This window comes from Metabacillus sp. KUDC1714 (genome assembly GCF_014217835.1).
GTDB classification, from domain to species: Bacteria; Bacillota; Bacilli; order Bacillales; family Bacillaceae; genus Metabacillus; species Metabacillus rhizosphaerae.
Map to the genome: position 1 here is coordinate 3,572,915 of NZ_CP055263.1, position 13,013 is coordinate 3,585,927.

The following is a 13,013-nucleotide window of genomic DNA, read 5'->3' on the forward strand; positions in this document are numbered from 1 at the left end:
AAGGGCAAGGGAGAATGGCGATGAAGAAAACAACACAACTTAAAAAGTTAATAAAGAGTAACCAGCTTGAATCCATTATGGAGGCTCATAATGCCTTGTCTGCGAAGATCGTGGAGGAAACTGGTTTTAAAGGAATATGGGCAAGTGGTTTGTCAATGTCTGCGGCATTAGGTGTTCGTGATAACAATGAGGCTTCCTGGACACAAGTTTTAGATGTGTTGGAATTTATGAGTGATGTGACAACCATTCCAATTCTACTTGATGGTGACACAGGTTACGGGAACTTTAACAATGCAAGAAGATTAGTGAAAAAATTGGAGCAACGAGACATTGCTGGTGTATGTATTGAGGATAAGCTTTTTCCGAAGACAAATTCATTTATTAGAGGTGAGGCTCAACCCCTCGCTGATATCAATGAGTTTTGCGGGAAAATAAAAGCGATGAAGGATACGCAAAAGGATGAAGATTTTGTTGTTGTCTCAAGAGTTGAAGCATTTATTGCTGGCTGGGGATTAAAAGAAGCATTAAAGCGTGCCGAAGCCTACCGACTAGCTGGGGCAGACGCAATTCTCATGCATAGTAAAAGATCGGATACACAAGAAATTGAAGCATTTATGAAGGAATGGGGAAATCGACATCCTGTTATCATTGTTCCGACGAAATATTATACCACTCCCACAGACCTATTTCGAGAATTGGGTGTCAGTTTGACAATCTGGGCTAATCACAATCTACGTGCTTCCATTAAGTCCATGCAAGAAACCTCAAGTCGAATTTTTCATGATGATAGCTTGTTACATGTCGAAAAGGCAGTTGCTCCATTAAATGAAGTGTTCCGATTGCAAGGAGAAGAAGAGCTTGCTGCTGCAGAGAAAAGGTATCTCTCCTCTTCACAGAAAAATGCAAATGCGATGATTCTTTCCAGACAATCCACTGCAAATCACATTATAACAGAGCAAATCGATCAATTTAAAGAGTGTGGTGTGAAAGACATCGTAACAATTGAAGGCGATACTGGAGAATTACTATCGCTTTATAACGCCAAGGATCATATCGGTGAGAATACGATCATTAGCTACAATGATATCATCTACAAATCTTATATTCTCCAAGATCTAATCGAAATGGATAACGAAATTGCGATTGTTGTAGACGCTGACATTGAAAAAACAGGTGAAAAGCGGGAGCTTGTTTCTGCATCTCAACCTTATTCAAAGTATTTGTACGGTAAAACAGTAGACTTAGTAGCGATGGCAAATAAGGAAGGTATGGATGATATTCATGGTGAGTTTATCGGCTTATGGAAGGTGTCCGAAAAAGGAGCAGCTGTAATTAAGGGGGCATTAGAAGATCTAATAAATAAGGAAAATAGTATTGACCTAACGATAGGTGATTTGTTAAATCATGTTTTAACTTTACATCCGATTACAATAAATTATATTAAAGGATCTTGGCTAGATTTGGAGGCTTATGAAAAGAACCTAAAAGCAGGTGATCAAGTATGATGGACACCGCACAGTTTGGCTCTTTGTTAAAAGAGTTAGGTTTTGATTTTTATAGCGGAGTACCTTGCTCATATTTAAAGAGTCTTATAAACTTCGCGATTAATGAATGTGAATTTATCATGGCGAACAATGAGGGGGACGCTGTAGCGATTGCTGCTGGAGCATCAATTGGTGGAAAAAAGTCTGTTGTACTTATGCAGAATTCAGGATTAACCAATGCCGTTTCGCCGTTAACATCTCTCATTCACCCCTTTCGAATTCCAATCCTAGGTTTCGTAAGCCTCAGGGGAGAACCAGGATTCCCTGATGAACCACAGCATGAATTAATGGGTCAGATTACACCAGAAATGCTAAATTTAATGCAAATTAAATGGGATTATTTATCCTCAAACATTGATGATGCAAAACAACAGATTCAGTGGGCAAATCAATGTATCGAACAAAATCAACCATATTTTTTCATTGTGAAAAAAGGAACATTCGCGCCTGTTACCCTTCAGGATAAACAACTGAATAAACAAAAGGCAATACAAGCAATTAAACGAGAGAAAGTGTTTGATGATGAAAAACCAACAAGATACGAAGCATTGCAAGTCATATCAGCCTTGAGGGATGATAACACGATTCACTTGGCGACAACAGGAAAATTAGGTAGAGAGTTGTATGATGTAGAAGATACACCGAATAATTTTTACATGGTAGGATCAATGGGCTGTATTAGTTCAATTGGTTTAGGCTTAGCTCTAGTAAGAAGAGAAAAGGCAATTATTGCTCTGGATGGTGATGGAGCACTCCTTATGAGGATGGGCAACTTAGCAACAAATGGCTACTATTCTCCAAATAATCTTCTTCATATACTGCTTGATAACCATATACATGACTCAACGGGGGGACAATTCACTGTATCACCAAATGTTGATTTTGTTGATACAGCTGCAGCATGTAAATATGAACAGTCAATCTATGTTCATACACTTGCAGAATTATCGGAGTATATCAAGGAGTGGAAACAACATCAAAAATTGACCTTTTTATATATGAAAATTGCAGAAGGCTCTAAAAAAGGACTTGGACGTCCAACGATCAAGCCATTCGAAGTCAAAGAGCGATTGCAGGTGTTTTTAGATGATTGAAACAGCCGTTATATTAGCAGCAGGGATGGGGAGTCGAATTCGTGAACGAACTGGGTACAATCCTAAGGGGTTTTTACAACTTGATGAAATACCTTTAATTGAACATTCTATTTCAAAAATGTTAACTGCTGGAATTAAGAAAATTTTCATCGGCACAGGTTTTATGAAGGAAGCATATGAAAAACTTGCTTACAAATACGAGCAAATTCAATGTGTATATAATCCAGACTTTGAAACCACAGGAAGCATGTATACGCTATATAGGTTGAAGGATGTTATAAACGAAGACTTTTTACTAGTTGAATCAGATTTAATCTATGAAAGGTCTGCATTATCTATTTTAATGAATCATGGATATAAGGATGTTATTTTATCAAGTAAGTTAACGGACTCAGGTGATGAGGTTCTAATTGAAATAGATGAAAAACATCATCTTGTCAACATGTCGAAAGCGAAAGCGGATTTAATGAACATATCTGGAGAGCTAGTTGGAATAACGAAGCTCTCTTATTCAACCTTTCAAAAAATATGCAGCCATATAGAGCTTCTTCCTAATTTTCACAAGATGGATTATGAAAATGGAATTGTTGCAATTGCAGATCAAATTCCTTTTTATGTGCATCAAGAAAACGATCTCGTTTGGTGTGAGGTTGATGACGAGGGACATTGGACGAGAGCTGTTCAGTTTATTTATCCACTAATAAAGGCAAGGGAAAATGTTTTGAAGTCCATTAACCGAACGATCTTATTAAATCCAGGACCGGCAACAACAACAGATACTGTGAAGTATGCTCAAGTTGTAGAGGATATTTGTCCGAGAGAAGAAGAATTCGGTCGTGTTATGGAATTTATCTCAAATGAATTAACAGAGTTTGTTGGGAATCTAGAGGAATATACAACAGTTCTATTTGGTGGATCTGGTACAGCAGCAGTTGAATCCATCCTAAGCTCAGTAATTGATGATCAAGCTATTTTGATTATTAATAATGGGGCATATGGTAAGCGCATGTGTAAAATTGCTGATGTATATGGGCTTGAATTTTTTGAATATGCAAGTCCTGTTGATGAAGCAATTGATCTATCTTCTCTTGAACAATTTATTAACAATGTCCCAACAAAACTTTCACATCTTGCCGTTGTTCATTGCGAAACATCAACAGGTCTATTAAATAATCTTGAAGCTGTTGGAGAGCTGTGCCAAAAATATAAATTATCGATGATCGTTGATGCAATGAGTTCCTTTGCAGCCATCCCAATCGATATGAACAAAATGAATATAAGCTATCTTGCTGCAAGCTCAAATAAAAACCTTCAAGGTATGGCGGGTGTTTCATTTGTCATTGCTGATAAAGCGCAATTAGAAAAAACAAAGCAATATAAACAGCGTAATGTGTATCTAAATTTATTTACACAATATCATTATTTTAAACTAACAAATCAAATGCAATTTACTCCTCCTGTACAAACTCTTTATGCCTTAAAGCAAGCGATCCTTGAAACAAAATGGGAAGGAATTCAGTCGCGCTATAAAAGATATACAAAATCATGGGAAACATTAATAGAAGGGGTTAGTCGACTAGGATTGAAGCATCTTGTTGATAAAAATAGCCATTCTAGAATCATCACATCGATTATCGAACCTTCCCAGCCAACCTATGATTTTAATGAGATGCATGATTATTTTTACAGAAATGGTTTTACGATTTATCCTGGAAAAGTGAACACGCTACAAACCTTCCGAATTGCGAATATAGGCGACATTTCATACCTGGACATTGAGAGGTTTATCAGACTACTTGAACGATATCTCGAATGGCTGAGGGAGGGGAATAAACATGAAACGATATAAAGTAGCTGTTGCTGTCATGGTAATAAATGCTGAAGATGAATTTCTTCTTGTTAAGAGTCGGAGAGGCTGGGAATTCCCTGGTGGTTTTATTGAAGATGAAGAAGCAATCAAAGATGCTGCAATAAGAGAGGTTAAGGAAGAGTCAGGAATTAACATCGAACTGATGAAGTTTTTAGGATTAGAGCAGGATATAGAAAGAACAACATGTGTTTTTTTGTTTAAAGGAAGACCAGTTAGCGGAAAGCTTACAAGCTCTTACGAAACAGAGGATGTTGGCTACTATCCTCTTGATGAAGTTATGAATATGATCTCAATAGAGCATTTCAAAGAACGAATCTTTCGATGTTTAAATGATGAAGAAATCCCTTCGATTATTACACGATAGATTATTAACGGTTTCGGTTTTCGGGTACAAAATATTAAATAACATACCAATTAGCAGTCCAAAACTTGTATTCATTGGACTGCTTTTATTTATTAATTTGTTAAGGGGGAAAATCAGAATTTTAGTTGAAGAAGGAATATACATAGAAAGTTTGTATTAGGACAATTAAACTCAACATATTTATATTAAAGGAATGTTAGGAAAATAGGAGGGGTCAATATGGCTAATCCGATTGTTGCTAGGTCATTAGATGAAATAAAATTTTGGTCTAGGATTATGAAAGAGCATGCATTATTTTTGAGCTTGGGTTTTACTTATGAACAGAAACAATTAATTGATGAAGCAAAACATTTTATCACGCTTTTTGAAAGAATAGAGGAAAAGTTGACTAATTTTTCGATAAATTCTGATTGGCAACAAATCCAGTCTTTTAATAACGAGGTTTACCAAGCTGCAGCTGCAATATGGAGCTATAAGAGAAAAGTATTGGGTTTAACTTTACGCTGTGAAATTCGATCAAATAACTACCCTTTATTGGTAGATCATATTAGTAGAGAAGCAGCTTATTTTGCCAATCGATTAAAGGAACTTAATCAAGGAGTACTAGATCCAAAACCAGAAGCAATTATCGAAGAAAATGTATTCTTTCTTAAAATCATGGCAGACCATGCAAAATTTATAGGGCATCTTTTAGACCCTTCGGAAAGAAAGTTAGTAGAACAGGCTAGAGAATTTAGTCATGACTTTGACCAATTAGTCTTTCAGGCAATAGATTTGGATTCAATGAGACCTCAATCTGAAACTAAGCCTTTACTAAGTCAGTTTTTAAACCAAAATAAAGTATCAGTTGCTTCTTTAAGGGATTTTAAGAAAACAGCAAGAGAATTGATAGAAGAATGTCGTATCAAAAGCAACATTCATCCACTTTTAGCGGACCATACATTTAGAGAAGCTGAAAGGTTTTTGGAAATCATTGATCTATTTGAAGCTAGTTTGAAAAGATAAACTAACAGTTGAAATGAGGGTGGGGTGCTACAGCAACCCCATCTCTAAATACGAAATGATATTTTGTACGGTGTTTTGTATCGTTAAGATTGACTTTTGGAAGAGCTGAATTTTTTGCGAATAAATGCAATGCAAAGCAATAAAATCGGGAACATAATTTGCAAAGGTACATGTACGTATAAAGTGATAAAGTCCAATCCCAATTCATTATATGCTACCTGATTTGGCGAAGATACGATTGCAAGTGGAACGATAATGGTACCTAATCCAAGGAATACTGATTTAGTCTGTTTTAATTTAAACAGGTGAGAAATCCCAATTGCAGCACCAAATGTCCAGCCCCCGACCTTAAAAAACACCCCAGCTACCATCATTAAAATAATTAAAGCATCAAATCGTTCAAGAAAATCAGCGATCGACACCATTCGAGTTGCCGAAAGAAGAGGGAAGAAATCCTGACTATATATTTCTGGGCCTAAAACGGCTAAGGTCATGATTAAATTTAGTGTCATTAAAACACCTGTAGTTAGAACAATTGCCATTCCAATTTTTATTAAATTCTTTTTATTATTCAAAAATGGAAAAAACATCATAATAATGATCGACTCTCCAAAAGGAAAGGTTAATACGGTTGGGAATACCTCTTTTATTATCGGGGTCAGTCCATTTCCTAAAATTGGTGTCAAATTATTAATAGTGAATTCTTTTACACTAAATAATAGAATCCATATGACAAACATGGACATGACGTAAACTGGAAACACAGCTTCTCCCATTCTCCCGAAGGTTTCCACTCCACCTCTTAGACAATAAACCATTAATACCATAAAGCTTCCAATGACAAAGACCAATGGAGTATCAACTAAGATTGTTGCTGCGATGAGTTCTGCAAAATCCCGACAAGCTCTTGAAGCTAGATACGTAAAATAGATGATGTAAGTTAAAATAAACGGATAGGTAAGGTATTTACCGATTATTTTAGGGATCATTTGAAGCAATGTATCCTCTGGATAATAGGATGCTAATTTTATATAGACAAACATTAAGATTAAACCACCAAGCATCGCAGTAAAAGTAACAAGCCAAGCATCCTGTTTTGCCCCGCCTCCTAATCCGTAAACTAAGGTGTTTCCTATTTGAAAGCCAACTATGACATAAAATAGCTGAAGAGCATTTATTTTTGTTTGTCCCATTTGATCACCCTATAAAAGTGAATGATAAATATTCTTAACCTTTTTTCACATTTTAATAGTATGTACATTAAAGGAAATGATATACAGTAGGGTAGTGACATATATATAGCTCTTTTAAAAAGTGTATTGAAATACTTTCTTGATTCATAAAAAAAGTGCCAATTCATAAGTGAATTGCACTGTTTTTTATTGTTATGAAAATGGCAGAAGGCAATGACCACTTATAATAGAAGTGAGGGTTTTTTGTTCAAAGGTAAGAAAGTATAAAAGTTTGTACTTATTTTTGGTTTCTAGCTCCAGCCCCTAGCCTCTCGGGGGGCTGATTAAGGCGCTTGCGCTTTTGTTCTTAGTTAACAAGGCCAAGTGATTTCAACCCATTATAAATACCAGAATCCGTTACTTTTGTTGTTTTGTGCTTTGCATACTGAAACAGATCAGGGTGCCCATTTCCCATTGCAAAGCCTTCACCTACAAAGCTAAGCATTTCTTTATCGTTCATACCATCGCCAAATGCAATCGATGATTCTCTAGGAATCTGGAGAAGTTCAAGTATGTGTTGAATGGCAATACCTTTGTTGACATTATCCCTAATCACGTCAAAACAATGACGTAATCCATCAACATTTACTTGAGATAGATGAATATTGTGATCGTTTTTTTCATAAAGTGCAGGTTCGTTTTCACTTAAATTAATTAGCGTAATACCTAGAATTTGATTAATAACATCTAAAGAATAATGGTCATTTTTCTGTAAATGAAATGCGTGAATAAACTCTTGTACAACAGAGCTTTCTAGATCTGAAAAGATATTTTTTTCATGAGTGTACAAAACAAGCTCATGTCCGTTGTTTTTTGCAATGTCGACAAAGCTTTTAACCGAATCTGCGCTCATTGGTGACTTGAAAATATCCTTTCCTTGATAAATCGCATATGCACCATTATAGCCAATGAAGGATTGAATGTTCAACTCTTCTGCAATATGATCAATTTCATGCAAGGGTCTACCAGTAGCTAGAAAAACCTCGATCCCTTTTTGCTTTACCTCAGCTACAGCTTGCTTCGTTGAATCTTCGATAGTATCATCAGGTTTTAATATGGTTCCATCAATGTCTAGAAATAAAATTTTATAATTAGTCATTATCTACTCCAGCTCTTTATTATTTGTTTACATTCTATAATCAAATTTTATCATAAAAAATCCCATAAGTGAAAGTTTCCAGACTTTAGGAATGTGTATTTATGGATATTAGAAGGATTATACACTTGAGTTTTGTTCTTATTTTCAGGCACTTTTCTAAGAAATTGTTGTTTTGAAGCGAAAACTGATTAAGGTTGATTGGAGCGGAAATCAACCACACTACACTACTAGGTAAATAGCAAAAAAAAGTTTGCGAAAATATCCTATTTTTAATGAAATAAAAATTTTTATCAAATTTAGGTTTATTATGTTTCCTGGCGGGTATAATAGTAATCGAAATTATCATCAAACGTGTTTTGATTGATTTAGGAGGAAATAGTTAATGGCACAAGGAAAAGTAAAATGGTTTAATTCAGAAAAAGGTTTTGGATTTATTGAAGTTGAAGGTGGAGAAGATGTATTTGTTCACTTTTCTTCAATTCAAGGAGAAGGTTACAAAAGCTTAGATGAAGGTCAAGAAGTTTCTTTTGATATTGAGCAAGGAAACAGAGGACCACAAGCTGCGAACGTTCAAAAAATATAAAACCAAATGAACCATACAAACAGGCCCTCACAATAGGGTCTGTTTTTGTATGTCCATTAATATTAAAAGTGTAAAGACAAAAGGGCTGACTCAAGATATGAGCCAGCCCCCAGTGGAGAATCCATCTACAAAACAGGTATTGAAAAAGGTTTATTTACATTATACCCCCATTAATTTTGACTTATACAAATGATCTGTTTAATAAATTTGTTTTGTAAATGTGACTATATTTTTAAATTAATACTTGAATAAGTTGGTAAAAAACGTTGGCAACTGGTTCAAGTGATTAAAACAGCTTCCTAAGGAACATTATTTGCAAGTTATTATTTATCGCCCCATCGAATAGGTTGTACTATGTAGAGTTATTGAATGGGGGCAAGAAAATGAAGATAGTTGACCAATTAAAGGAATTTATCGTCAATCAAGATGTGATTCCAAAATCAATTAAAATTCATCCAGATGCAATTTCTGAGCTAGAAGCTGAAAAGTTTGTTTATATGATAAATAACAGTTCGGCGAACCCAGTGAAACGTTTTATGGGAATCGAGCTTATTCCAGCAGAGGATGTAGTGGGCTTCGACATTGTTGAAAAAGAGGATAAAAGTGAACGATGGATTGTGAAAAAGGAAGTTAAAAAAATTAGAGAAAAATATATCCATCATGATGGAAATTTATCAAAAGATATTAGCTTACTATTTGCTTATCTCGGCTACCTAGAACGAGAACTTGAGGATAAGACAAACTACCTAAACTATATAAGAGAAAAGGAAACATTAAACACATCGGGTGAGTAGGGATGGAGATTGTCTTTAATAATAGGTCAAACAAACAAGTCCTGTAACGTACAGGGCTTATTTTCATTTTGAAAAAACTTTGTAACTGACTAATCACTTTTAATCTATGTGAAAATTTAATACTCTTTTTCCGATCTTTGTGTGAAAATTTAGGATAGTTTCTTAAAATTTTGGGATTATCCATCTAACAGAAAGCGTTTACAATTAATTTGTACGAATGATACAAACAGTTCATAGGGGGTAAGGAATTATGAAAAGTCTCAAAATAAAAGCTTTAGTTATTCTCATGATCATGGTTTTATCTATCATGACAGCATGTTCTGGGAATAGTAATGAAAAGTCTTCGGGTAGTTCAAAGGAAAATGGGGAAAAGATTGAATTAACATTTTGGAACATCTGGACTGAGCCATCACCTCAAAATGAAGCAAGTTTGAAACAAGTAGAAAAATTTATGGAGGAACATCCTAATATCATCATTAAGCAACAAAACATACCACATGATCAATTTAAGGTAAAAGTGAAAACACAAGCAGCTGGTCAACAGCTTCCAGATTTAATTCAAGTATTCCCAGGTGCGGAATTAACACCATTAGTTGATGGTGAACTGATTCAACCGATCGATGATATTTTAAGCCATTGGGATGGATTAATTAATGAAGGGATGTTAGGTGATTATAAGGTTGGGGATAAACAATATGCATTACCAGCTAACGTTACACCTACAAGCCTTGTCTATTACAACAAAGCCATGCTAGCTGAACTAGGTTATGATGAGTTTCCAAAAACATATGAAGAATTTAAAACATTAGTAACTAAAATTCAGGATAAAGATATCATTCCGATCGCACTTGGAAATAAAGCACAGTGGGTGCTACAGTCTAGCTATATCTCAACAATTGGAGATCGGATGACTGGCAGTGATTTCTTAACTTCTGTTTTAAATGGAGAAAAGAAATTTACGGATGAAAGATTTGTTAGAGCAGTTGGTGTAATTAAAGAATTGGCAGATATGAAAGCGTTTAATGAAGATTTTAACTCCATAGACAATATTCAGCATCGTGACCTATTTGTATTAGATGAAGCTGCTATGATGATTGATGGAGCATGGTCACTTGGACCATTATTAGAAGCAATGGAAGATGATGAAAATCTTGGTATTGCTCCATTTCCAGCCATTGAAGGTGGAGACGGAAATCCAGAGGCTGTTTCAGCAGTAACTGGGACAGGGATTTCTTTAAATAGCAAGCTTGAAGGTGAAAAATTAGAAGCTGCACAGGAATTTTTGAAAAGCTTTTATGATGAAGAATATTACTCAGATTTAATGAAAGCAGATATTTTAGTAGCAGCTGACATTGAAGCTCCTGAGGGTGTAAGTGACGCATTAAAAGAGGTATCTGAAATCGTTAGTAAACAAACGTCACCTGTTTACGATGCAACTGTACCGGTAGATGTTACAGATGCGATCAATTCCGGACTTCAAGAAGTTTCAATTGGGACGCTGACACCAGAAGAACTAGCTGAAAAGCTCCAAGCAGCAGTGGATAAACAGAAGTAAATGAAGATAAGGGAATCAAGTTATCGTAATACTTGATTTCCTTCTTTTTCCCCATTCTTAACGGGCATTTAAAAAGGAGGGAATTTCATGCATTTATTAAGTAGAAATAAATGGCCAGCTATTATCGGGTTAGCTCCTGCTTTCATCATATATGTATTGTTTGCGATTATCCCTATTATTATCTCTTTCTATTATTCTGTGATGGAGTGGGATGGATTTACCGAAATGAGGTTTATTGGATTAGGTAACTTTAAAGAGGCATTATCTGATCCGATTTTTTGGCAGGCTCTGAAAAACAACCTGTTTGTTGTCGTGGCATCTGTTTTTGGTCAGGTTCCAATTGCATTATTTTTTGCTCTTTTGCTAAATAGAAAAATGAAGGGCGGAAAATTATTTCGAACAATTGGCTTCATGCCTGTCGTTATTTCAACTGTCATTATCTCTTTAGTATGGGGAATGATGTATAACTCTAGACGAGGGTTGTTTAACCAGATGCTTGAAGGAGTTGGATTAGAAAACTTAACCCAAAACTGGCTAGGAGATCCAAAATGGGCGATGATTTCCGTTTGTATCACAATGATTTGGCAGTTTGTTGGTCTATATTTAATTATCTTCTTAGCTGCATTGCAAAATATTCCACAAGAGTTGTATGAAGCAGCTGAGATTGATGGTGCTTCTGGATTTAAACGAACGTTGCATATTACTCTCCCAATGATGAGAGAAACAATCATTGTAGCTGTTATTTTATGTATTAGTGGAAGCTTGCGGACGTTTGATTTAATTTACGTCATGACAGCTGGGGGACCAGGTCATTCAACAGAGGTTTTAGCTATGTATATGTTTGATCAAACATTCTCTTCCACACGATATGGATATGGAAGTACGTTATCATTATTTATCTTCTTCTTTAGCTTAGGGCTCGTCTATTTATCAACACTCATTCTAAGAAGAAAATCCGAGTAGAAAATGAGGGGAGGAGTTACTTATGCCACAAACAATTATCTATAACCAGAGAAATATCAGTGTGGAAGATCGAACGTTGAAGGCAAAAAAGGTCTCGAAAAAGACGATTATCTATCTTCTACTAGGTGTATATGCTTTAATAAATGCTTATCCTATTTTGTGGATGTTCCTAAATTCATTTAAAGACAATATGGATTTTGCGAAAAATCCTTTTGGATTACCGGTGCAATGGATGTTTGAAAACTATAAAACTGCTTGGGAGACCGCAAGACTTGATACGTATTTTTTAAATAGTGTCATTGTATCTGTTGCAGCGGTTATTATCACAGTATTTGCAGGTGCCCTAGCATCTTATTTTCTCGCTCGTTTTACGTATAAGTGGGGAAAGGCAATGTATGGATTCTTTGTTTTTGGAATGCTAATACCGATTCATGCAACATTAGTACCCATGTTTATCCTAATGAAGAATATCGGATTACTAAACACACATATCGGGTTAATTTTACCCTATATTGCCTTTAATCTACCGATTACGATTTTTATTTTAGTTAGTTTTATGAGGGCTTTTCCAAGTGATATTGAAGAGTCTGCAATTATGGACGGATGTGGAGTATTTCGCATTTTTTGGTCAATCATACTCCCGATGACAAAGCCGGCAATTGCAACAGTTGTCATTTTAAACTTTATTCATAACTGGAATGAGTTTTCGTTTGCACTAGTGCTTATTAATGATGAAGCACTTAAAACCCTTCCATTAGGGCTAGCTAATTTTGCTGGACAGTTTACAACAAATTATGGTGCACAAATGGCAGGACTTACAATTGCGATTATTCCAACCATTATTATCTATATGCTTTTAGAAGAACATCTCGTGAAAGGGATGACAGCTGGTGCAGTAAAAGGGTAATCT

Annotated in this window: 12 protein-coding genes; 10 read left to right on the plus strand and 2 right to left on the minus strand. The window is 35.4% G+C overall.

Features of this window, described 5'->3' with window-relative positions; all coding sequences use genetic code 11:
- Positions 1-20 precede the first annotated feature (20 nt).
- From aepX to HUW50_RS16425, 5 genes are all read left to right on the plus strand, one after another.
- Positions 21-1,505 carry a phosphoenolpyruvate mutase gene (gene aepX / locus HUW50_RS16405; protein WP_066325198.1) on the plus strand — a complete coding sequence of 495 codons (1,485 nt, stop codon included), beginning with the start codon at positions 21-23 and terminating at the stop codon, positions 1,503-1,505.
- Complete coding sequence (gene aepY / locus HUW50_RS16410; protein ID WP_066325200.1) at positions 1,502-2,638, plus strand: phosphonopyruvate decarboxylase; 1,137 nt, start codon at positions 1,502-1,504, stop codon at positions 2,636-2,638. Before aepX ends, aepY begins: the two co-directional genes overlap by 4 nt.
- A complete protein-coding gene (locus tag HUW50_RS16415; RefSeq protein WP_066325205.1) occupies positions 2,631-4,487 on the plus strand; it encodes a 2-aminoethylphosphonate aminotransferase in 1,857 nt (618 codons plus the stop codon). Before aepY ends, HUW50_RS16415 begins: the two co-directional genes overlap by 8 nt.
- A complete protein-coding gene (locus tag HUW50_RS16420; RefSeq protein WP_066325215.1) occupies positions 4,474-4,872 on the plus strand; it encodes an NUDIX hydrolase in 399 nt (132 codons plus the stop codon). Before HUW50_RS16415 ends, HUW50_RS16420 begins: the two co-directional genes overlap by 14 nt.
- 219 nt (positions 4,873-5,091) lie before the next feature.
- Positions 5,092-5,877 carry a DUF2935 domain-containing protein gene (locus HUW50_RS16425; protein ID WP_185653048.1) on the plus strand — a complete coding sequence of 262 codons (786 nt, stop codon included), beginning with the start codon at positions 5,092-5,094 and terminating at the stop codon, positions 5,875-5,877.
- 83 nt (positions 5,878-5,960) lie between these two features.
- On the opposite strand, the gene HUW50_RS16430 is transcribed toward HUW50_RS16425, so the two are convergent.
- Both HUW50_RS16430 and HUW50_RS16435 read right to left on the minus strand, forming a co-directional pair.
- Positions 5,961-7,070: a GerAB/ArcD/ProY family transporter gene (locus HUW50_RS16430; RefSeq protein ID WP_066325221.1), complete on the minus strand. Its 1,110-nt coding sequence runs from the start codon at positions 7,068-7,070 to the stop codon at positions 5,961-5,963.
- Positions 7,071-7,416: 346 nt separating this feature from the next.
- Positions 7,417-8,208 carry an HAD family hydrolase gene (locus tag HUW50_RS16435; RefSeq protein WP_066325227.1) on the minus strand — a complete coding sequence of 264 codons (792 nt, stop codon included), beginning with the start codon at positions 8,206-8,208 and terminating at the stop codon, positions 7,417-7,419.
- 382 nt (positions 8,209-8,590) lie between these two features.
- Between HUW50_RS16435 and HUW50_RS16440 the strand changes: the two genes are divergently transcribed.
- From HUW50_RS16440 to HUW50_RS16460, 5 genes are all read left to right on the plus strand, one after another.
- Positions 8,591-8,791: a cold-shock protein gene (locus HUW50_RS16440; RefSeq protein ID WP_066325229.1), complete on the plus strand. Its 201-nt coding sequence runs from the start codon at positions 8,591-8,593 to the stop codon at positions 8,789-8,791.
- Between the two features lie 383 nt (positions 8,792-9,174).
- Positions 9,175-9,585 (plus strand): hypothetical protein, encoded by a 411-nt coding sequence (locus HUW50_RS16445; protein ID WP_066325231.1) that lies wholly within the window; start codon positions 9,175-9,177, stop codon positions 9,583-9,585.
- Between the two features lie 250 nt (positions 9,586-9,835).
- The gene (locus tag HUW50_RS16450; RefSeq protein WP_066325234.1) at positions 9,836-11,140 is read left to right on the plus strand and encodes an extracellular solute-binding protein; all 1,305 of its coding nucleotides are present in this window, start codon (positions 9,836-9,838) and stop codon (positions 11,138-11,140) included.
- A gap of 87 nt (positions 11,141-11,227) precedes the next feature.
- The gene (locus HUW50_RS16455) at positions 11,228-12,103 is read left to right on the plus strand and encodes a carbohydrate ABC transporter permease (RefSeq protein ID WP_066325237.1); all 876 of its coding nucleotides are present in this window, start codon (positions 11,228-11,230) and stop codon (positions 12,101-12,103) included.
- A gap of 22 nt (positions 12,104-12,125) precedes the next feature.
- Positions 12,126-13,010, plus strand: a complete 885-nt coding sequence (locus HUW50_RS16460) for a carbohydrate ABC transporter permease (protein WP_066325240.1) — start codon at positions 12,126-12,128, stop codon at positions 13,008-13,010.
- The last annotated feature ends 3 nt before the right edge of the window (positions 13,011-13,013 follow it).

Excerpts from the sequence above, each read along its gene's own strand:
- aepX (WP_066325198.1), top strand. The coding sequence starts at position 21 with ATGAAGAAAACAACACAACTTAAAAAGTTAATAAAGAGTAACCAGCTT.
- aepY (WP_066325200.1), top strand. The coding sequence starts at position 1,502 with ATGATGGACACCGCACAGTTTGGCTCTTTGTTAAAAGAGTTAGGTTTT.
- HUW50_RS16415 (WP_066325205.1), top strand. The coding sequence starts at position 2,631 with ATGATTGAAACAGCCGTTATATTAGCAGCAGGGATGGGGAGTCGAATT.
- HUW50_RS16420 (WP_066325215.1), top strand. The coding sequence starts at position 4,474 with ATGAAACGATATAAAGTAGCTGTTGCTGTCATGGTAATAAATGCTGAA.
- HUW50_RS16425 (WP_185653048.1), top strand. The coding sequence starts at position 5,092 with ATGGCTAATCCGATTGTTGCTAGGTCATTAGATGAAATAAAATTTTGG.
- HUW50_RS16430 (WP_066325221.1), bottom strand. The coding sequence starts at position 7,070 with ATGGGACAAACAAAAATAAATGCTCTTCAGCTATTTTATGTCATAGTT.
- HUW50_RS16435 (WP_066325227.1), bottom strand. The coding sequence starts at position 8,208 with ATGACTAATTATAAAATTTTATTTCTAGACATTGATGGAACCATATTA.
- HUW50_RS16440 (WP_066325229.1), top strand. The coding sequence starts at position 8,591 with ATGGCACAAGGAAAAGTAAAATGGTTTAATTCAGAAAAAGGTTTTGGA.
- HUW50_RS16445 (WP_066325231.1), top strand. The coding sequence starts at position 9,175 with ATGAAGATAGTTGACCAATTAAAGGAATTTATCGTCAATCAAGATGTG.
- HUW50_RS16450 (WP_066325234.1), top strand. The coding sequence starts at position 9,836 with ATGAAAAGTCTCAAAATAAAAGCTTTAGTTATTCTCATGATCATGGTT.
- HUW50_RS16455 (WP_066325237.1), top strand. The coding sequence starts at position 11,228 with ATGCATTTATTAAGTAGAAATAAATGGCCAGCTATTATCGGGTTAGCT.
- HUW50_RS16460 (WP_066325240.1), top strand. The coding sequence starts at position 12,126 with ATGCCACAAACAATTATCTATAACCAGAGAAATATCAGTGTGGAAGAT.